Source organism: Undibacterium sp. SXout7W, from assembly GCF_049339385.1.
Lineage (GTDB): Bacteria > Pseudomonadota > Gammaproteobacteria > Burkholderiales > Burkholderiaceae_D > Undibacterium.
The window spans coordinates 122,059-143,221 of sequence record NZ_JBMPPF010000004.1 but is presented as its reverse complement, the minus strand read 5'-3'; the positions used below and the strand labels follow the sequence as shown (position 1 = coordinate 143,221).

General features: G+C 44.9%; 21 protein-coding genes and 2 tRNA genes. 13 read left to right on the top strand and 10 right to left on the bottom strand.

From position 1 onward, the window contains the following. Positions 1 to 3: 3 nt before the first annotated feature. The 11 genes from fliI (at position 4) to ACO0LB_RS05890 (ending at position 9,493) form a co-directional block, all read left to right on the top strand. Positions 4 to 1,392 carry a flagellar protein export ATPase FliI gene (gene fliI, locus ACO0LB_RS05940; protein WP_423047458.1) on the top strand — a complete coding sequence of 463 codons (1,389 nt, stop codon included), beginning with the start codon at positions 4 to 6 and terminating at the stop codon, positions 1,390 to 1,392. A 33-nt stretch (positions 1,393 to 1,425) separates the two neighbouring features. Further along, positions 1,426 to 1,866, top strand: coding sequence for a flagellar export protein FliJ (fliJ, locus tag ACO0LB_RS05935; protein ID WP_423047456.1), 441 nt, complete (start codon positions 1,426 to 1,428; stop codon positions 1,864 to 1,866). 26 nt (positions 1,867 to 1,892) lie between these two features. Next, positions 1,893 to 3,488, top strand: a complete 1,596-nt coding sequence (locus tag ACO0LB_RS05930) for a flagellar hook-length control protein FliK (protein ID WP_423047454.1) — start codon at positions 1,893 to 1,895, stop codon at positions 3,486 to 3,488. A gap of 216 nt (positions 3,489 to 3,704) precedes the next feature. Beyond that, entirely contained in the window at positions 3,705 to 4,214 is a 510-nt protein-coding gene (gene fliL / locus ACO0LB_RS05925) for a flagellar basal body-associated protein FliL (RefSeq protein ID WP_423047452.1), read from the top strand. A gap of 2 nt (positions 4,215 to 4,216) precedes the next feature. Then, the gene (gene fliM / locus ACO0LB_RS05920; protein WP_423047450.1) at positions 4,217 to 5,218 is read left to right on the top strand and encodes a flagellar motor switch protein FliM; all 1,002 of its coding nucleotides are present in this window, start codon (positions 4,217 to 4,219) and stop codon (positions 5,216 to 5,218) included. Further along, positions 5,211 to 5,633, top strand: a complete 423-nt coding sequence (fliN, locus tag ACO0LB_RS05915; RefSeq protein WP_423047448.1) for a flagellar motor switch protein FliN — start codon at positions 5,211 to 5,213, stop codon at positions 5,631 to 5,633. The genes fliM and fliN overlap by 8 nt, the downstream gene beginning before the upstream one ends. Next, positions 5,630 to 6,064, top strand: coding sequence for a flagellar biosynthetic protein FliO (gene fliO, locus ACO0LB_RS05910; protein WP_423047446.1), 435 nt, complete (start codon positions 5,630 to 5,632; stop codon positions 6,062 to 6,064). Before fliN ends, fliO begins: the two co-directional genes overlap by 4 nt. A gap of 9 nt (positions 6,065 to 6,073) precedes the next feature. Then, the gene (gene fliP, locus ACO0LB_RS05905) at positions 6,074 to 6,841 is read left to right on the top strand and encodes a flagellar type III secretion system pore protein FliP (RefSeq protein WP_423047444.1); all 768 of its coding nucleotides are present in this window, start codon (positions 6,074 to 6,076) and stop codon (positions 6,839 to 6,841) included. A gap of 12 nt (positions 6,842 to 6,853) precedes the next feature. After that, on the top strand, positions 6,854 to 7,123 hold the full coding sequence (gene fliQ, locus ACO0LB_RS05900) for a flagellar biosynthesis protein FliQ (protein ID WP_423047442.1): 270 nt from the start codon (positions 6,854 to 6,856) through the stop codon (positions 7,121 to 7,123). A gap of 12 nt (positions 7,124 to 7,135) precedes the next feature. After that, positions 7,136 to 7,933 carry a flagellar biosynthetic protein FliR gene (fliR, locus tag ACO0LB_RS05895; protein ID WP_423047440.1) on the top strand — a complete coding sequence of 266 codons (798 nt, stop codon included), beginning with the start codon at positions 7,136 to 7,138 and terminating at the stop codon, positions 7,931 to 7,933. Positions 7,934 to 7,936: 3 nt separating this feature from the next. Beyond that, on the top strand, positions 7,937 to 9,493 hold the full coding sequence (locus ACO0LB_RS05890; protein WP_423047438.1) for an NAD(P)H-hydrate dehydratase: 1,557 nt from the start codon (positions 7,937 to 7,939) through the stop codon (positions 9,491 to 9,493). A gap of 71 nt (positions 9,494 to 9,564) precedes the next feature. Here ACO0LB_RS05890 and cysE read toward each other — a convergent pair whose 3' ends face one another. The 3 genes from cysE to rnr all read right to left on the bottom strand — a co-directional run bounded on the left by cysE (position 9,565) and on the right by rnr (position 13,778). After that, positions 9,565 to 10,311 (bottom strand): serine O-acetyltransferase, encoded by a 747-nt coding sequence (gene cysE, locus ACO0LB_RS05885; protein ID WP_423047436.1) that lies wholly within the window; start codon positions 10,309 to 10,311, stop codon positions 9,565 to 9,567. 197 nt (positions 10,312 to 10,508) lie between these two features. After that, positions 10,509 to 11,252, bottom strand: a complete 744-nt coding sequence (gene rlmB / locus ACO0LB_RS05880) for a 23S rRNA (guanosine(2251)-2'-O)-methyltransferase RlmB (protein WP_423047434.1) — start codon at positions 11,250 to 11,252, stop codon at positions 10,509 to 10,511. Positions 11,253 to 11,273: 21 nt separating this feature from the next. After that, positions 11,274 to 13,778, bottom strand: a complete 2,505-nt coding sequence (gene rnr / locus ACO0LB_RS05875) for a ribonuclease R (RefSeq protein WP_423047432.1) — start codon at positions 13,776 to 13,778, stop codon at positions 11,274 to 11,276. Positions 13,779 to 13,947: 169 nt separating this feature from the next. Here rnr and ACO0LB_RS05870 point away from each other — a divergent pair. Together ACO0LB_RS05870 and ACO0LB_RS05865 are read left to right on the top strand one after the other, a co-directional pair. After that, positions 13,948 to 14,032: transfer RNA gene (locus tag ACO0LB_RS05870), tRNA-Leu, on the top strand. A gap of 154 nt (positions 14,033 to 14,186) precedes the next feature. Next, a tRNA-Leu gene (locus tag ACO0LB_RS05865) sits at positions 14,187 to 14,271 on the top strand. 119 nt (positions 14,272 to 14,390) lie between these two features. Here the strand turns inward: ACO0LB_RS05865 and ACO0LB_RS05860 are convergent. From ACO0LB_RS05860 to hfq, 7 genes are all read right to left on the bottom strand, one after another. Beyond that, entirely contained in the window at positions 14,391 to 14,933 is a 543-nt protein-coding gene (locus ACO0LB_RS05860) for a phosphoribosyltransferase (RefSeq protein ID WP_423047430.1), read from the bottom strand. Between the two features lie 14 nt (positions 14,934 to 14,947). Further along, a complete protein-coding gene (locus tag ACO0LB_RS05855; protein ID WP_423047428.1) occupies positions 14,948 to 16,261 on the bottom strand; it encodes an adenylosuccinate synthase in 1,314 nt (437 codons plus the stop codon). Continuing rightward, the gene (locus ACO0LB_RS05850) at positions 16,261 to 17,418 is read right to left on the bottom strand and encodes an ATP phosphoribosyltransferase regulatory subunit (protein WP_423047426.1); all 1,158 of its coding nucleotides are present in this window, start codon (positions 17,416 to 17,418) and stop codon (positions 16,261 to 16,263) included. The genes ACO0LB_RS05855 and ACO0LB_RS05850 overlap by 1 nt, the downstream gene beginning before the upstream one ends. 106 nt (positions 17,419 to 17,524) lie before the next feature. Continuing rightward, entirely contained in the window at positions 17,525 to 18,427 is a 903-nt protein-coding gene (hflC, locus tag ACO0LB_RS05845) for a protease modulator HflC (protein WP_423047424.1), read from the bottom strand. Next, positions 18,427 to 19,701, bottom strand: a complete 1,275-nt coding sequence (gene hflK / locus ACO0LB_RS05840; protein ID WP_423047422.1) for an FtsH protease activity modulator HflK — start codon at positions 19,699 to 19,701, stop codon at positions 18,427 to 18,429. The genes hflC and hflK overlap by 1 nt, the downstream gene beginning before the upstream one ends. Before the next feature lie 38 nt (positions 19,702 to 19,739). Further along, entirely contained in the window at positions 19,740 to 20,870 is a 1,131-nt protein-coding gene (hflX, locus tag ACO0LB_RS05835) for a GTPase HflX (RefSeq protein ID WP_423047420.1), read from the bottom strand. 32 nt (positions 20,871 to 20,902) lie between these two features. Next, positions 20,903 to 21,139, bottom strand: coding sequence for an RNA chaperone Hfq (gene hfq / locus ACO0LB_RS05830; RefSeq protein WP_186946602.1), 237 nt, complete (start codon positions 21,137 to 21,139; stop codon positions 20,903 to 20,905). Positions 21,140 to 21,163 lie beyond the last annotated feature (24 nt).

Below are 21,163 nucleotides of genomic sequence, written 5' to 3'. Positions count from 1 at the left end.
GCTATGGAAGCCACACTGACAAACGAATGGAAATCTCTGCTGAACACCGGCAAAGAACGCATTACTCATGCCCATGCAGCAACACTTGCAGGTCGGGTGACCAAGGTAACAGGTCTGGTGATGGAAGCGGTTGGATTACGTTTACCGGTTGGCAGCGCCTGCTCCATCCATTTGCAAAGTGGCATGCATATTGATGCCGAAGTAGTTGGTTTTGACGGAGATCGCTTATTTCTGATGCCACATAGCGATCTTGATGGAGTGACGCCAGGATCGCCTGTTTTTCCAGCGGAAATTTCGCAAGTTGACAATGGAACACACCCTAAACGACGCCCAAGTGACCGTAGCCGCCACCTCCCGGTCGGCTACGAACTTCTGGGCAGAGTATTAGATGGCAATGGCAGACCGCTTGATACCCTGGGGCCATTGCATAACAGCGCCTCCGCCCCACTTGGCGCACGCATATACAACCCGCTGGAACGAGCGCCTATTTCAGAAACCCTGGATGTGGGAGTCAGGGCAATTAACAGCATGTTGAGCGTGGGGCGCGGTCAGCGTCTTGGGCTATTTGCTGGCTCAGGCGTCGGTAAGAGTATGTTACTTGGCATGATGGCCAGATATACCACCGCAGATGTCATCGTCGTTGGCCTGATCGGCGAACGGGGACGCGAGGTAAAGGAGTTTATCGAACAAATCCTGGGGCCTGAAGGTTTAGCGCGATCAGTCGTTGTTGCTGCCCCTGCTGATGCCCCGCCATTATTGCGCTTGCAAGGTGCCGCCTACGCAACCACGATCGCCGAATATTTTCGCGATCAGGGACAAAGCGTATTATTAATCATGGATTCGCTGACACGTTACGCCATGGCACAGCGTGAGATTGCGCTCGCCATTGGTGAGCCACCTGCCACCAAAGGATATCCTCCCTCAGTCTTTGCCAAACTACCCGTTTTAGTAGAACGCGCAGGGAATGGCAAAGAGGGCGGCGGTTCTATTACCGCTTTTTATACCGTGTTAACGGAAGGCGATGATCAACAAGATCCTATTGCAGATTCTGCCCGTGCGATTCTTGACGGGCATATTGTATTAAACAGAACACTGGCCGAAAGTGGCCATTATCCCGCCATTGATATTGAACAATCGATCAGTCGAGCCATGCACAGTATCACTACGCACGAACATCAGCAGCTATCTCGGCGTTTAAAACAATTGTATTCTCGCTATGAACGTAGCAGAGACCTGATCAGTGTTGGCGCATATGCGCCTGGCTCAGACCCATTATTGGATGAAGCAATACGATTACACCCCCGAATAGTTGCATTTTTGCAGCAAGATATATTGCAAAAATGTGGCATACCGGAGAGCTTAGAGGAACTTCGGGCTCTATTCCAAGGATAGGTGCGACTTTCTAAATACTATACTTAGAACAACATGGCACAAAAATCGCCTATCAGCACATTGATCGAGTTGGCAGAAAAAGCCACTGATGAAGCGGCCAAACATCTGGGCAGGATGATCCGTGCTCATGAGGAGACTGAGAATAAACTGAATTTATTGATCCAGTACCGTGACGATTATGCGCAACGATTTCAGGACGGCGCAGCCAAAGGTTTAAGTGCAGCACAGTATGGCAATTTCATGTCTTTCATCGGCAAACTTGATGGTGCCATTGAAGGGCAAAGACAAGTGGTTGCGGATGCGGAACATAAGATTCAACTTGCAAAAAATATGTGGCAAGGCAGTGAAAAAAAGCGCTTGTCTTACAACACATTACATCACCGGGCACAAAGTGTTCAGTTGGCAAAAGAAGCAAAACAAGATCAAAAGCAGACAGACGAATCAGCTGCACGATCCTATTTTTATAAACGTTAGTCCCTCGCTTTAACAAGGTATTCGCCATGCAAACGACGACAATTTCGACCAACATCGACAATCAGATCAATAGCGTCAAGACGAATAAGGCGTCGGTGAATGTACTGACACAAAGTACCAATCAGGCGTCGTTTAACCAACTGCTGAGCAAAGAAATATCATCACAAAAGAATACCTATACCAGCAGCAATCAAAACTACGGAGCCAATAATAATAATAATAATAAGATCAACAATAAAGCTCCCTCTCCTGCGCCAACGCCGTCCCAGCCAATGCAGGCAAGCAAATCATCGGCAGATACCAATGTCGAGAAGCAGTCCGACGGCACAAAAAGTACACAGCAATCAGAAGAAGATCAAACTGATCAACAGGCAAACAGTACAGAGCAAGCACAAAATGCCGGCGCACAATTACTTGCATTGATGGGCAATCTGACCCCAACAGCAGTCAAACCTGCAAACGCAAAAGGTAGTGAAGACCAATCTACTACCCCGGTAGAAACAACGTCTCTGACTGTCGCGGCAGCTGATTCATCAATCACAGGCACAGATTCCGTATTGCCATTCAATGATAAAGAATTGGCGACAGCGGCAGATATTACCGACACAAAAAAAACACCTGGTCTGAAGATATCTCCTGATGAGGATAAATTGCAAAAAATATCTACTGACGTGCCCGCAGATATCAAAGCAAAATTAGAATCCATGCAAAAAGCATCCGGTGACGCAGCAAAAAAGCCGGTTATTCAGAAAACGACAGCAGCCTCCGACAATACGTCTGATGGCACTACTGGCAGCACTATGTCTACGAGCGGGATCATGGCGCAAACATCCGTGCAACATCTGCCAACGATAGATGCCAGCGCTGATGCTAATAAAAAAACTGATCCCGTCAATAACACTGCTAACGATGCGAAAACAGATCTTGCAAGCGATGATGCTGATGCGGCAAAAAATAAAGTAAGTGTGGCCGCTCAACAAGATAACAAAGCCATTGATACCAAGGACATCGGTGTCAGCAAAGACGTCACATCAAAAGAAACATTTGCGCAACAATTATCGGCAGCCAAAGTTACTGAATCCATTCAGGATAAACAAACTATTACCCCAGCACCGAATGTGGCAGCTGCAACTACCAGTAACGTAACAACAACGACACCGGGAGTAACTTCCAGCGACCAGATAGCACCCCGGGTAGGCGTTGCCGGATGGGATAAAGCGGTTGGACAAAAAGTATTATGGATGGTCGGAGAAAGCATGCAGTCTGCTGAGTTAACACTGAACCCACCCGATCTCGGCCCTCTGCAGGTAGTGTTGAACGTGACCAATGACCAGGCGAGTGCCAACTTTTTCTCCGCTCAGCCAGAGGTAAGAGAAGCGCTGGAATCAGCATTACCTCGCTTGCGCCAAATGATGAGTGATGCTGGCGTACAACTCTCTGGTTTCTCCGTCAACACCCAGGCATCCAATCAAGGTCAAGGCTTTGCCGGGCAGCAGCAGGAACAATCCAATCGCCAGGCAATATTCAATACACGCACCGCCAACAACCTGACATCCGATCCGCTCCCAGCCCCAGTACAGCGTGCCAGCACAAAAATTGGCATGGTAGACACGTTCGTGTAAGCGTCTTTTTGAAAAATTGCCGCTCAAGCATGTAGAATGAGAGCCGTTGGCTGATCAGCGGCTGAGCTAGTCTCGTCATTCGTAGAGACAAGCTCAGGACTGAATTGAAAACAAAAGATGAAGGAGGTTTTACCTTCTTCTTTTGAGATATCACCAGCCTGATTTCACAGATAATATGCAAAAACATGGCAACCATTGCCAGTTGAGAGGAAAACCATGGCAAAAGCACCTGCTAAAGCTGCAGCAGCATCGGGAGATGCCGCACCTGCGGGCAAGTCAAAGAAGAAACTGATTATCATCATCGCCGCAGCTGTTCTTGTGCTCGGCGGTGTCGGCGGTGGGGCGGCGTTTTTCTTATCGAAAAAAAATTCAGCTTCAAAAGAAAAAGAACACAAAGCAGAACCCGCAAAAGCGCCTGTATTCTTACCACTAGAGCCATTTGTCGTTAATTTGCAATCACAAGAGGGCGACAAATATCTGCAAGTCACAATGACATTGCAAGTTCAGGATGATGAACAAGTTAACCTCATCAAAGCGAATATGCCACAGGTACGCAGCCGACTGCTATTACTACTGTCAAGTAAAGACGCGTCAGAAATACTGACTTCTGACGGCAAGGAACAATTAGTCAGTGAAATTGTGGATAGAGTCAGTCAGCCTTTTTCTGCCAAAGGTGACGCACAAAAAGTCAGTGGCGTTTTCTTTACTTCATTTGTTATCCAATAACTATGTCTGATAATTTTCTCTCCCAGGAAGAAGTTGATGCTCTTTTAAAAGGCGTTACGGGAGATCAGGACGATTCGCAATCTCAGGAAGATACTTCCGGGGTTCGCCCCTACAATCTTGCGACGCAAGAGCGGATCGTTCGTGGGCGTATGCCAACGCTGGAAATTATCAATGAACGCTTTGCACGCTTGCTGAGAATAGGTTTATTTAATTTTTTAAGACGTAGCGCAGAGGTTTCGGTCGGCACCGTAAGGGTATCTAAATACAGCGAATTTATTCGTAATCTGGTGGTTCCGACGAATTTGAATCTGGTTCATATGAAGCCCTTACGAGGTACTTCGTTGATTGTGCTTGATCCTGGATTGGTATTTTTGATTGTCGATAATCTGTTCGGTGGTGATGGCCGCTTTCACACGCGTGTTGAGGGTCGTGATTTCACTCAGACCGAGCAAAGAATTATCCATCGGATTCTTGAGATCATTTTCGAAACTTATTCAAAATCCTGGGAACCAGTTTACCCGATAGAGTTTGAATACATACGTTCCGAAATGAATACACAGTTTGCCAATATCGCCACGCCAAATGAAGTCGTTGTATCGACAACATTTACCGTAGAGCTTGGTCCTGTCAGCGGCGAAATGCATATTTGCATGCCTTATTCAATGATAGAACCTATCAGGGACATTCTGACCAGTAGCTTGCAAGGTGAAACTCTGGAAGTCGATAAACGTTGGGTACGTTTAATGACCCAGCAAATTCAGATCGCTGAAGTAGAGATAGTGGCGGATTTGGGAACGACTAAAGTCACTCTCGGAGATATATTAAATATGAAAGAAGGCGATGTCATTCCATTGTCGATACCTGATGTTATCTCTGCAAAAGTAGATGGAACCCCGGTCATGGAATGTAAATACGGGGTTTTTAATGGACAATATGCATTGCGCGTTGAGAAGCTGATCAGCTCCAGCGTTCAGGAAGTCGCACAAGGAGAAAATCATGGATGAAAACGAAGATATCCCTATCAGCGAAGACGATTGGGGTGCCGCAATTGCCGAGCAAGAGAAAGCAGAAGCTGCTGCGGCTGAAAAAGCTGCTGCAACACCAACGACTGCTGTTTTCAAAGAATTCAGCAGTAAATCACCTGCGACTGAAACACATAACGACATTGATTTCATCTTAGATATTCCTGTTCAGTTAACAGTAGAACTGGGACGCACTAAGATCGCTATTAAAAATTTGTTACAACTTGCTCAAGGCTCAGTGGTAGAACTTGATGGGCTCGCAGGTGAGCCAATGGATGTGCTCGTCAATGGCTGCCTGATCGCTCAGGGTGAAGTGGTTGTGGTGAATGATAAATTTGGTATCCGCCTGACAGATATTGTCACACCGGCAGAACGTATTCGTAAATTAAATAAATGAAAAAATTTAACTGGCGTCTGCTATTTCCTCTTTTTTGCGCACTGAGCAGCAGTGCCAGCTATGGCGCAGAAAGTAATGTGGTGTCCCCTGGAGTGGGTCTGCTACAAATCGGATTGGCATTATTTGTAGTAATTGGCCTTATGGTGCTTGCGGCATGGTTTATGAAGCGCCTAGGGCCCATCAGTACTAGCAATAAAATTGCGATGAAGGTAATCGGTGGCATCAGTGTAGGCAGCCGCGAAAAAATCATGGTGGTCGAGGTTGCAGATCAATGGCTGATTCTGGGCGTTACGGCTCACAATATCAGCAATCTGGCTCATTTACCAAAACAAGACAATTTGTTGCTGCATCAGCCACAAGGCAGTGCGCCCTTTGCAGATTGGTTAAAGCGAACGATAGAAAAACGTCACGCTGAGAATATAGAGAAGTAAGTTATCTGCATGAAAACACTCCGTTTCAACTGGCTATTCATCTGGCTGTCTGTCCTGACTATCATCGGGCTGATACCGGATATTTCTTACGCCCAAGCAAATAGTGCCCTTCCAGCGATCACATCAACACCTGCCTCTGGTGGCGGTCAGAATTATGCGTTAAGCATACAGACGTTACTCTTTCTGACCGCACTGTCATTCATCCCGGCTGTGCTGCTGATGATGACCAGCTTTACCAGGATCATTATCGTACTGTCATTGTTGAGACAAGCGCTTGGTACTCAATCCGCTCCTCCTAATCAGGTAATGGTCGGTCTATCGCTATTTCTGACGCTCTTTGTCATGGGGCCTGTGTTGGACAAAATTTATACCGATGCCTATCAACCATTTTCAGAAAATAAGATCAGTATGTCTGTGGCACTTGATAAAGGTGCCGAGCCATTAAAACAATTTATGATGAAGCAGACTAGGCAATCCGATCTGGCTTTGTACGTTAAGTTATCAAACTCGCCTCAGTTACAAGGTCCTGAAGATGTTTCCTTGCGTGTGCTAGTTCCAGCATTTATCACCAGTGAACTCAAAACAGCTTTCCAGATTAGTTTTGCCATTTTTATCCCTTTTCTTATTATTGATATGGTAGTGGCCAGCGTACTGATGTCGATGGGTATGATGATGGTGTCGCCATCGATTGTCTCACTACCATTCAAACTCATGCTGTTTGTACTGGTGGATGGCTGGCAATTACTGATTGGTTCTTTGGCGCAAAGTTTTTATTGAGGACAAACAAATATGTCTCCGGATAGCGTAATGACACTAGGAAGACAGGCGATGGAAGTAACATTGCTTGTTTCAGCTCCTCTGCTTCTCGTTGCACTGGTCATTGGTTTGGTGGTCAGTATCTTCCAGGCGGCAACACAAATTAATGAAACAACGCTGTCTTTTATCCCCAAGCTGGTTGGCATTTTTGTTACTTTAATTGTAGCGGGTCCTTGGATGCTTTCTATTCTGCTTGATTACATGCGACAAATGTTCACCAGTATCGCCACGATGGCTGGATAACTCCATTTCTGCATGACAGCCTTTTCCAGCAATGAACTCATCGCACTGATTACTTCTTTTATTTGGCCACTGGCAAGAATATTAGGAGTGATCGCGATTGCGCCTCCGTTTGGCAACAACGCTGTTCCAGTACAGATTAAAGTCGGTTTGGGCGTGATGCTGGCATTAATTGTTGCACCAACGCTTCCTCCGATGGCAAACGCCGATCCAGTCTCCCTGCCAGGAATCATGATATTAGCCCAACAAATGGTGATTGGCCTTGCGATGGGTTTCGTGATGCGGATGGTCTTTGCTGGGATAGAACTAGCAGGCGAAATTTCGGGTCTGACGATGGGATTAGGATTTGCCAGTTTCTTTGATCCGCAAACGCAAGGCCGCTCTTCTGCAATATCGCAATTAATGGTATTAACCGCAACATTATTGTTTTTAACGTTAAATGTTCATCTTGCACTATTAGAAACGCTGGTGGAAAGTTTCAAAACAATTCCTATTTCCACCTCTTTGCAAAGTGGTTTCAATTTTCAAAAACTGGTCATCTGGGGTGAGCAAATCTTTAGTACGGGCATCAGGCTATCACTACCAATCGTGGCAGCATTGCTGATTACTAACGTCGCACTTGGGATATTAACTCGGGCGGCTCCACAGTTAAACTTATTCGGTATAGGATTCCCTATCACAATCGGAGTCGGTTTTTTAATGGTAGGCATGGTGATGCCCTATCTCGCACTTCCCATTGAAACCTTGCTACGGCAAGGCATAGAGACAATACAATCACTAGGCTCCCCCACCCCATTACTATTCAAGAGATGAGCTATGACTGACTCTGCATACGAATTACCTTGGTCCGAGATATGCCTTTACAGTGTCAATCAAATAAGAGCAATAGAATCATCTGCGCTCAGCTCTCAATCCAATCCTGGTCTGATGCAAAAAGCAGGTTATGCTGCCGCTCTATGCGCCCAGGAATTAATCAGCAATGCAAATGAACCCGTCCTGGTCATTGCGGGGCCAGGAAATAATGGTGGGGATGCATTTGAAACAGCTTTTAAGCTAAGCCAATCCGGTGTTTTAACGACAGTCATACAATACGGCGTCACCGACTCCTACTCTGCCGATGCGAAAGCTTGTTTATTCAGAGCTAAGAAATCGGGCGTCACCTTTATGGATAAAGATCGTTTGCCTGAACTTCTTACTCAAGATTGGTCACTGATCATTGATGGTTTATTCGGCATTGGATTACAACAACGCGCATCAAATGCCGATATTCTGCAAATTATTCAGACGATCAATGCGTTTTCGTCCAAAACAAATATACCCGTTTTAGCACTAGATGTGCCAAGTGGATTAAATGCTGATACAGGTCAGCCAGTGTCTGGCGATCAAATAATTGTACGTGCAACGCATACCATCACTTTTATTGGTAACAAACCGGGGCTACATACCGGATGCGGCAAAGACGTTGCAGGAAAAGTATCTGTTAATAATTTAGATATCAAAAGTTCATACTATCCACGCCCTACCATTTTTTTAAATTCACAACAGACCATTCCGACGCCTGAACCCAGACAACACAACAGTCATAAGGGCAGCTATGGAGATGTGATCATTGCAGGTGGCGCACAAGGCATGAGCGGTGCAGTCGTACTGGCTGCAAGAGCTGCACTATATACTGGAGCTGGCCGCGTATTTGCTGGTTTTCTTCACTCTGCCACACAATACGACAGCCAGCATCCCGAACTCATGTGTCGCAATGCCCATGAACTGGATTTCTGTTCGGCTAGTGTCGTTGTAGGTCCTGGACTGGGGCAATCTGCGGAAGCCATCGAATTACTACGTAACATTCTGTCGACAGCAAAAAAAATGGTCATTGATGCCGACGCATTAAATTTAATTGCACTACATCTTGATTTGCAAATACTATTAAAAAATAGCAGCGCTTTCAAAATATTAACGCCTCATCCTTTGGAAGCAGCGAGATTGATGAATGTAAGTACAGAGACGATACAAAATGACCGCTTACGCTATGCCAAATTACTGGCTGAGAAACTCCATGCGACCGTCATACTGAAGGGCTCTGGCAGCATCATCGCTGACCCCGATGGGTCAATATTCATTAATACTACCGGTAATCCCGCTCTTGCAACCGGAGGTACCGGTGATGTGCTTGCGGGCGTCTGCGGGACATTACTTGAGCAAAGCGCTACATCGACAATAGCAGCACAAATATCCTGCTGGATTCACGGGCATGCAGCCGATGTCATTGTGCAAAAGGGCACAGGCCCCATCGGCATCACCGCCAGCGAACTTATCCCAGAGATCAGAAACGGTTTAAACAATTTAACTCGTCAAACACCAAATAAGATCATCTGAATGATTGGAACTCATCTGCAACACAAGTGGCGACATTACCCGCAATCAACCTCAATAAAAGTAGCTCGAAATTAATCCACCAGAATATTAATTTGCTTAGGGTCGATCTTATCTTTCATATCTGGATTATCACAACGTATTCCAGCATGAGATACAGCTTGAGTTAATTTTTCAATTTGCTCTTGCTGTGACACTGCATGATCAATCAGTTTATGCAACACTTTGGAAATGGGGTCGTCACTGTTCTGGGTAACGCCATAGGCTGAAAATAATTGTGCTGCACCAGCCTCACTTTGTGCACCTTCTTTTTTAACAACATGGGCAGGATTACCAACAGCCGTCGCACCAGCAGGTACAGGTTTTACAACGACAGAATTAGAACCTATTTTTGCACCAGCACCTATCGTAAATCCGCCTAATACCTTTGCCCCGGCACCAACGATCACACCAGGCTCCAGTGTAGGGTGACGCTTGGTACCGCGTGATAGCGAAGTCCCTCCCAAAGTCACCCCCTGGTAGATAGTACAATCATCACCCACCTCAGCAGTTTCACCAATAACGACACCGAATCCGTGATCAATAAACACCCTGCGACCCAAGGTTGCACCTGGATGTATTTCAATACCTGTCAAGACTCTTGCCACATGTGATGTAAAGCGTCCCAGCCATTTAAATCCCCTCAACCAGAACCAATGAGCACAACGATGCATGACAATCGCCTGAAATCCCGGATAACAAGTAATAACTTCCCATGCATTTCTGGCTGCTGGATCTTTTTGAATGATGCTAGTTATGTCTTCGCGTAAACGACTAAACATGGATTAAATGACTGAAATAAATGGGAGAGACATAGTAACGCTTTCAGGAAATTCGTGTGCATCAACAGATTTTCCTGAAAAGATAAACAGTAGTCTAAAAAGAATCGCCAAAGCGGTACCCGTTATTCACTGATATAGCAATTTGCTACAAATCAGCCGAGTGATACTCAGCAAACACAGAGATATTTGAGTAACGATCAATTGATTCTTGGAAGGCGCTGGCGACGCGCTTCATACAGGCAAATACCAGAAGCAACTGACACATTCAGACTTTCTACAGAACCAAACATGGGTACGCTGACAAGAACATCGCACGTTTCTCTGGTCAGGCGACGCATACCCTCCCCTTCAGAGCCCATTATCAATGCACAACCTGACTGAAAATCAACATCATAAATATTTTTATCTACTTCATCAGTTGTACCGACCAGCAAAATATCACGCTCTTTTAGTTCACGCAAAGTGCGCGCCAGATTCGTTACCGTAATATAAGGCACAGTTTCAGCAGCACCACTCGCCACCTTCGCCGCAGTTGCATTCAAGCCAACGGCACGATCCTTGGGTGCAATCACTGCATGAGCGCCAGCACCATCTGCAACACGCAGACATGCGCCCAGATTATGCGGGTCGGTAATACCATCAAGAACCAGCAACAATGGCGGCCCATCAATCGCATCGAGTAACTCATCGAGATTTCTCGCCAGAGATAATTCACCAGCCTTCGCGACTACGCCCTGGTGTCGGCGGGTTCCAACGATGTTGGACAAACGTTGGTCATCGGCCTGAATAATTTTGACCCCTGCTGCTTTTGCCGCATGCAGTAACTCTTGCATACGACGATCAACGCGATCTGAATCCACATAGATTTCATCCACGGAAGAAGCTTCGTGCCGAATACGTGAAGTCACAGCATGGAATCCAAAAATCATTTTACTTTTCATATAACACTTTTCAATTTAATCTTAACGACGTTTTTTGCCAGGTTTACTGGCCGCACTCGTAGCGCGCTTCTTACCTGTGGAAGACGTTTTTTTGACTGCCGACGTACGACGTGCACTTGTGTCAACCGCTACAGAAGCTGTATAGAGGCCATTCTCTGATTTCAGTTTGCCAGCTCCAGTTGAAGCAGTAGACGTTTTTTTGGCGGATTTTCCTGCAGATTTGGCAATGCCTTTTCCGGCAGGATTCACGCTCTTTTCCAAAGATCCTGGGCGAGGAGATTCGCCAACGCTCCTCACTCCAGAATTTTGAACAATACTCAGATCAATTTTACGCGCATCCAGATCCACTCTACTGACCTGAACTTTCACTTTATCAGTCAATTGATAGCGTTTACCGGTACGTTCACCACGTAGCTCGTGTCTTGCCTCATCAAACTGAAAATAATCGGCGCCCAGCTCAGTAATATGCACCAAACCTTCGATAAAGATATCGTCCAACTGAACAAAAATACCAAATTGCGTTACTCCAGAAATAGTGCCCGTAAACTCTTCGCCCAATTTGTTTTTAATGAAATAACACTTAAGCCAAGCCTCTACATCTCTGGATGCCTCATCTGCGCGGCGCTCGTTAGCTGAGCAATGCACGCCAAGAGAATCCCAGACAGTAAGGTCTTTTTCAGGCGCCTTTTTACCTGCTGCTTTATCTGCGATTTGCTGCTTTCTTGCAGCGTTCGAAATCGTAGTGTTCAATAAGCTGAGGTCAATACCTTTTGGTTCATAAGTCTTACCTTGTAAAATTGCCTTGATCGCCCTGTGTGTCAACAAATCAGGATAACGTCTGATTGGACTAGTAAAGTGAGCATAGGCATCATATGACAAACCAAAATGGCCTATATTATCAGGGCTATAAACAGCCTGCTGCATCGAACGCAGCAACATCGTCTGCAACAAAGGTGCATCCGGGCGGCCTTTGATTTTTGCCATCAATTCAGCATAATCAGATGCAGAGGGCTTATCACCACCATTCAAATACAAACCGATCTGTTTCAGAAAATTTCTTACCTGAGTCAGCTTTTCTTTCGTCGGACCAGCATGAATCCGGTATGTACCTGAATGCTTATATGTTTCGAGTAAATTGGCCGCGCACACGTTCGCTGCCAACATACACTCCTCGATCAGTTTATGAGCATCATTTCTCGTACGGGGCAAGATTTTTTCTATTTTTCCAGCAGCATTGCAAACAATGTATGTTTCTGTCGTTTCGAAATCAATCGCACCACGTTGATGACGCGCTCGTAAAAGTGCCTGAAACACTTCGTATAAATGTTGCAGATGAGGAACCAGAACAGCGCGCTTTACGGCTTCGGGGCCTTTTGTATTTCCAAGTATTGCGGCCACTTCGGTATAGGTGAACCTCGCTGCTGAATGAATCACCGCAGGATAAAACTGATAGGCAGTCACTTCTCCAGCATCAGTCACGACCATGTCGCAAACTAATGTCAGACGATCTACATCTGGATTAAGTGAGCAAAGTCCATTCGACAATTTCTCCGGCAACATCGGAATGACTCGTCGTGGGAAATATACAGATGTGCTGCGCAATAAAGCATCTTTATCCAACGCATCATTTGGGGCGACATAGTGACTGACATCGGCGATCGCAACCAATAAACGATATCCTCGGCTACGTCCGATTTTTACAGGCTCACAGTAAACTGCATCATCGAAATCGCGAGCATCCTCCCCATCAATAGTGACAAGAGGAACATCTCGTAAATCAACACGGTTTTCAAGATCAGCCACTTTGACTTCAGAAGGTAATTTAGCCGCTACTTTCAGTGCAGCATCCGAAAAAACATGAGGCACACCAAATTTACGTACGGCTATTTCAATTTCCATTCCAGGGTCATCAACATCCCCCAGTATCTCAACGATCTTACCTACCGGTTGCGCATATCGCGTCGGTTGTTCAGTCAGTTCCACACTAACTATCTGCCCAGATTTTGCCTTGCCCGGCGAACCCGCAAGCAAAATATCCTGACTAAATCGTTTATCTTCGGGTGCAACAACCCATACTCCATTTTCATTGAGTAAACGACCAATCACATGCGTATTGGCACGCTCTGTGATTTCCAGAATGCCGCCTTCTAAGCGACCTCGTCTATCGGTTCCTACAATACGAGCAATAACCTTATCACCATGCAAAACTTTTTGCATTTCCCGCTCAGACAGAAACAAATCATCGCTACCATCATCAGGAATAAGAAAACCGTACCCATCACGATGAGCGCTAACTTTCCCGGCAATAAAATTCTCCTGATTGGACAAAGTATAACTGCCTGATTTATCAGGCTTAATCTGTCCATCTCTTTCCATTGCATTTAATCGACGACTCATGCCATCAAGCTCCTCAGGTTTTACACCTAATTTTTCAGCGATTAAAGCGGCTGTCAGCTTTGCCTTGCTCGTACGAAGAACCCCGAGGATTTCTTCACGGCTAGGAATTGGGTATAGATGCTTATTCAAATGTCGTAATTCTTTTCTAAATGTTGAGTCGTCACTACTACGTAAAAGTAACCACCGAGTATCACAGTAGTTTACCGGAGCGCACACTAATTACCTAATTATTCTTACATAAAAATAGTCCGAAACCTTGACATATTCCGACAACAATCTATAATCCTGCACTTCCGTTGCCCACGTGGCGGAATTGGTAGACGCGCATGGTTCAGGTCCATGTGCCGCAAGGTGTGGGGGTTCGAGTCCCTCCGTGGGCACCACCAATTTAAAACCCCGTTGATTTATCAACGGGGTTTTTCTTTTAGCACGCCAATTATAGCCATCTATATCCACGTCAAATTCAGTGAACTTCACGAAGAAATTATTCAACTACAACATAAAGTCAACGAATTGCGCTATAATGTTTTCTCCGTTGCCCACGTGGCGGAATTGGTAGACGCGCATGGTTCAGGTCCATGTGCCGCAAGGTGTGGGGGTTCGAGTCCCTCCGTGGGCACCACCAATTTAAAACCCCGTTGATTTATCAACGGGGTTTTTCTTTTAATAAAAGAAATTCCTTACCCACAAGAATCACCTCAGATTAGGAATTAAAAAGGGAGCAAAGCTCCCTATTAAAAATTAAAAGACCTCGCCCTTTTTCATCCAGGCATTCAGCTGATGAGGTCGGATACCATCATACTCCTCAAATGGCTGATGTATCCAAGGATTAGTGGCAAGGTAATCCAGATAAAAATCCGGCTCAATCGTGGAGCAAGCCTTGTACCAAATAACAGCCGATTTAACTTCAGTTACAGAACTGAAATTTTCACGCAAATGGTACAACACCTTTTCCAAGGTCACACCAGAGTCAACCAAATCATCGACTACCAATACACGCCCTTGAAGAGCACCCTTGGTAATGGATATGTGCTGCCCGATATCCAAAGCTCCCTGAACTGTTCCAGCCTCTTCACGATATGAACTCGTTGATAGTATGGCAAGTGGAACATCAAAAATTCTTGAAAAAATATCTCCAGGCCTCAAGCCACCACGAGCCAAGCAAAGAACCTGATCAAAGCGCCATCCAGACTCATACACTTTTAAGGCAAGTTGCTCAATTGAGCGATGATAAACATCCCATGAGACCCACAAATCTTTATCCGTTGAAGCTGGTGTATTCATAAATCAATTAAATATCAGATAAATGGATGACGCAAAACAATCGTTTCTTCGCGGTCAGGGCCAGTTGAAACCATATCAACTGGCACTCCAACCAATTCTTGAATACGCAAAATATAATTACGTGCATTTTGTGGAAGAGTCTCTAAACTTTTAGCTCCAACAGTCGATTCAGACCACCCTGGCATTTCCTCGTAGACAGCCTCACAACGCGCCGCTTCTTCAGCACCGACAGGAAAAATATCTACTAACTTACCATCAACTTTATAACCGGTACAAAGCTTTAAAGACTCAAGTCCATCCAACACATCCAGTTTAGTAAGGCACATACCAGAGACGCCATTGATTTGCACCGAGCGCTTCAACAAAGCCGCATCAAACCACCCGCAACGACGCGCACGCCCAGTCACTGTGCCAAATTCATGCCCCACACTAGCAAGATGTTTCCCTACACCTTGATCGGTAGGTAATTCAGACGGGAATGGACCAGATCCGACACGCGTTGTATACGCCTTGGTTATACCCAACACATAATGCAACATATTGGGCCCGACGCCAGCACCGGCAGCAGCATTACCAGCGACACAATTGCTTGATGTTACAAATGGGTAAGTGCCATGATCGACATCAAGCAAACTACCCTGAGCGCCTTCAAACAAGAGACTCGCGCCGTTTTTATGCGCCGCATAGAGTGCACTGGATACATCAGCAACCATTGGCCGTATACGAGGAACGTCTGCAAATGCATCATCCAGTGTTTTTTGGAAATCGACCGGAGCCGCCTTCAAATAATTGGTTAATACAAAATTGTGATAATCGAGATTCTCTCGTAATTTTTCAGCAAATCGATCTGCATTTAACAAATCAGCAACACGAATTGCACGACGAGCCACTTTATCTTCATAAGCAGGTCCAATACCCTTACCTGTGGTACCAATTTTTGCAGCGCCACGCGCAACTTCACGAGCAGCATCCAAAGCCGTGTGATAAGGCAAAATAAGTGGGCAAGCCTCTGAGATTTTTAAGCGAGAAATGACTTCTACACCATTCGCCTGAAGCTTATCTATCTCGCGCAACAAATCAGGTACAGATAACACAACACCATTACCAATATAGCATGCAGTACCTGCCCGCATGATGCCCGAAGGAATCAACTGTAACGCCGTTTTCTGCCCCCCAATTACCAAAGTGTGCCCAGCATTGTGTCCACCTTGAAAACGCACAACACCTTGTGCATGATCAGTCAGCCAATCAACGATTTTCCCTTTGCCCTCATCGCCCCACTGGGTTCCGATTACGACAACATTTTTTACGATTTTATTATGTGCCATCACTTAACGCCTACATTTTGAAGAATCCAATTACCATCTTCGAATACAACTACCCTATTGCAGTCAAATTCGTCTTGCTCATTTTCATGCCCTGGCATACTTTGTATGACAATCTCACCAGCTTTACGCAACTCAACAATCTTTTCTCTAAGTGCATTATCACGATTCCAAGGAGATCTGATTGCATTTTTACGCTCGGCAAGTGGCAACAATCTCGCTAACTCACGTAAATCCAAAGAAAACCCTGTAGCAGGGCGAGCACGACCAAAAGCCTCACCAACATGATCATAGCGCCCACCTCTTGCAACAGCATTTGGCAAGCCCGGAACAAATACGCTGAACATAACACCGCTGTGATAGTTGTAGCCGTGCAAATCTGCTAAATCGATCGTTACACTAGCATTTCCAACAAGTTGAACCAAGTAATCCAATTCATTTAAAGCTTCAGAAATACCGTTCAACGAAGGCAATAAAGTACGCGCCTTCTGAATAACAGAAGCATCTCCATATAAACCAGGTAAAACCAATAAAGCTTTCCGAACCTCTGGGTCAAAATTCGCAGTGGCCTTATCAAGACCAGGAACATCCTTAGATGCTAATAAAGAAAACAAAGTATCCTGATGCGCTTTTGCCAAGGGGTCACGTGCCAGCAACGCACGAAAAACGCCAACGTGACACAAATCTAACCTTACCTCACCAAAATTTGCCAAGGTCAGACAACCAAGCACCAACTCCTGAATTTCCGCATCAGCTTCTAAACCAGCATGACCATATATTTCAGCACCAATCTGAATTGGCTCGCGCGTCGCATGCAAACCAGACGGTTTTGTATGCAATACACTACCTGCATAACACAATCGTGTTATGGAATGGCGATTCAGAAGATGCGCATCAATACGAGCAACTTGAGTTGTCATATCAGCACGCAACCCCATTGTCCTACCAGAAATTTGATCGACCAGCTTAAACGTCTGCAGATCCATATCCTGCCCTGCTCCAGTCAATAACGACTCGATATACTCAAGCAAAGGGGGCATGACCAATTCATAACCATACAATCTGAAATAATCCAGAAATAAACGTCGTAGCTCTTCTATCTTACGCGCCTCAGAAGGCAACACGTCTGCAATATTTTCAGGTAAAAGCCAATTCGGCATGGGAAACAATCAAAAACAATAAAAAGAGGGAAAATTGAAGCAGTCAACAAACAACGACCCAGACAAAAAAGCCTAGGTCGCCATGAGTAAATATACTAGAAACCGATTACTTTGATTTTACGTTAGCACCTACTCCAGAGGCAGCTCCAGAAGCTTTAAAATACTTGAAAAAATCAGAATTAGGATCCATGACTAAAACATCATTTTTATTTTTAAAACTTGCCCGATAAGCTTCTAAGCTTCTGTAAAAACGATAAAACTCCGCATTCTGCCCAAACGCCTGCGCATAGATCTGGGAAGCCTCCGCATCTCCTGCTCCACGCATTTTTTCTGATTCACGATACGCTTCAGCAAGAATAACTGTCCTTTGTTTATCGGCATCAGCACGGATTTTTTCCGAATCCGCGGCACCTGTTGATCGCAACTCATTTGCAACCCGAGTGCGCTCTGCTTTCATACGATCATAAACAGACGCATTAATCTGCTCAACATAATCAACACGCTTAAGACGAACGTCCACTATTTTGACGCCAATCTGATTGGCTTCATCTGTCACTTTTCTTTTAATGGCTTCCATTACATTGCCGCGCTCTCCAGAAATTACTTCTCGGACAGTGCGTTTTGTAATTTCATCATTGAGAGCCGCTTTCACAATTTGCGACATTCTATCTTGTGCTCTGCGCTCATCACCATTAAAGCTAACGTAATAAAGCTTAGGCTCCTTTATCTGCCATTTCAAATAAGAATCAACAAGAATATTTTTTTTCTCTGCCGTAATAAATCTATCAGCCTCAGGAGAATCAATTGTCAAAATACGTTTATCAAGAAACAATACATTTTGGAACGGTGGCGGAAGTTTAAAGTGAAGACCTGGTTCACTAATAACAGTCTTTACCTCACCCAAAGCAAATACAATTGCATAGGAACGCTGATCAACAACAAAAATGGTTGAATACACAACAAGCAAAGCAGCACAAATAACAGCAACTGCAGAAATAAGTTTATTCATTAGCGCACCTCCCGATCACGCGAATCCCTAGCATCACGCGCACGTCCATCCTTGCCATAACGCATTTCAACCGTAGGCATTTGCTCAGTCTGCGCTGTCGCGGCAGTATTGGACACAGTATTATTTACAGGTTTTCCCTGAGAGGACGCATCAGATGAAGACATTAGTTTATCCAAAGGCAAATAAATCATGTTGCCATTGGATTTCGTATCCAACATCAATTTGGTGGTACTAGAATAAATTTGTTGCATAGTTTCCAAATACATACGATCTCGCGTGATCGCTGGAGCCTTTTGATACTCACTCAAAACCTGCTTAAATCGAGATGCATTACCATCCGCATTTGCAACAACTCTGGATTTATATGCTTCAGCATCTAACAAGACTCTTGATGCCTCCCCCTTTGCCTTCGGGATAACATCATTGGCATAAGCCTGACCTTCATTCTTCTGACGTTCTTTATCTTGCCCTGCTTTCACAGCATCATCAAATGCTGTCTGAACTTGTTCCGGCGGTTGCACACCTTGCATGGTAATGTTTGTAATCTGTGCACCAGAGCCGTAGGTATCAAGGATTTTTTGCATGTTTGCAGCAACATCAATTGCTACTTTTTCACGTCCTTCATAAAGAACGAAATCCATCTTACTCTTGCCAACAATTTCGCGAACTGCAGTTTCTGCAACCTGACGTATCATTTCTTCTTGATCGCGATTGTTGTATAGCCAATCTGCAGCATTCTTTAATTTATATTGAACAGCAAACTGAATATCAACGATATTTTCATCATCAGTAAGCATCAGAGATTCTTTCGATTGCTTATTTTTCACATTGGACCGGTACCCGACCTCCACAGTCCTTACCTGTGAGACATTCACAAGCTCATGTCGCTGAACTGGATAAGGCCAACGCCAGTTAATACCAGCAGATGTCTGGTGACTATATTTGCCAAAAGTAGTAATAACCGCGGTCTGACCTTCTTGCACAATGAAGACACCGCTCACAAGCCATACGAATAAAAGAACAAGGCCAAACAAACCAAACCCGACCTTGATTCCCGTTGAATCAGGCGGCAAACCATTGTCGTCGTTATTATTTTTTTGATTCAATAAGCGCGCAAGTTTTTGATTAAGATCTTTCCATAACTGATCTAAATCAGGTGGTCCTTCAGACGGCTTTTTCGCACCACCTTGATCGTTATTTTGAGAACCACGGCCCCATTTAGGGTCGTTTAACGAAAAAATCAGACCAGTTCTTTTTAGAAATGAAGCAAGCATTCTCTCGCTGTCCAATGAATAGTAAATTACTGCAATTATCAAATAAAGCGCACATCATTCTTATCGGACACATGTGCTTCCTGAGTCAAAAGTTCTGCATTTGCGATTGCAAAACTCGCAATAGCATCACGCAACAAATCAACTCCACCACCTGTTCTTGCGCTCAAAAAAACTCTGTTGATTTTATCATACTCATCTGTCTCGACCCCGGGTTTAAGATCCGCAAGATCTATCTTATTCCAGACTAGCAACTGAGGAATATGATCTGCACCGATCTCTTTTAATACCAGATTCACCTGTTCAATTTGATCATTTCTTACCGCACTATTGGCATCCACAACATGAATCAGCAAGTCAGCGTAAATCGTTTCCTCAAGAGTTGCACGAAAGGCATCAACAAGTTGATGCGGCAAATCCTTAATGAAACCAACGGTATCTGATATCACAACATTACCTGCATTGCCCAAATACAACCTACGGGAAGTAGTATCAAGCGTAGCAAACAGCTGATCTGCAGCATAGGCACCAGCTTTCGTCAGCGCATTAAATAAAGTAGATTTACCAGCATTGGTATAACCAACCAAAGAAACTGAAAATACGCTATTTCTATCTCTTGAGCGTCTTTGTGTTTCACGCTGTTTATGCAATTTGTCTAACTTCGACTTTAACATTTTGACGCGCTCACCCAACAATCGCCGATCTGTTTCGAGCTGCGTCTCACCAGGACCACGCAAACCTATACCTCCTTTTTGACGTTCCAAGTGAGTCCACCCCCGAATTAGACGAGTCGCGAGATGCTGCAACTGAGCCAACTCTACCTGCACTTTCCCTACATGACTTTTCGCACGTTGCGCAAAGATGTCGAGAATCAAACTTGTACGATCAATGACTCTGACTTTTAAATGGCGTTCAAGATTTCTCTGTTGAGCAGGTGACAAGGCATGGTTAAATATGACAATATCCAGCTTCTCATCCAGCACAACATCAGCCACTTCACTCACCTTACCTGAGCCAATAAAAAGTGCAGCGTCTGGACTTGAGCGCTTACAAGTAATAGTAACGACAGACTCTGCACCTGCAGACCGAGAGAGCAAATCGAGCTCTTCAAGGCCACTATCGAAGTCTTCTTTACCAAAATCGACGCCTACAAGGGCTGCGCGTGAAATCAAAGCACATCCTTCAATAATAAGAAATACAACTATTACTCAGCTTCGGATTCGGTATTGATACTGACTGCTCTTGCTGGAACAACAGTAGAGATGGCATGTTTATATACCATTTGAGTGACAGTATTACGGAGCAAAACGACATATTGATCAAAAGACTCAATATGACCTTGAAGCTTGATGCCATTTACCAAGTAGATAGAAACAGGAATATGCTCCTTACGCAAGGCGTTTAAAAACGGGTCTTGTAAAAGTTGCCCTTTATTGCTCATAACAGCTCCATTGTGTTGTTGTGG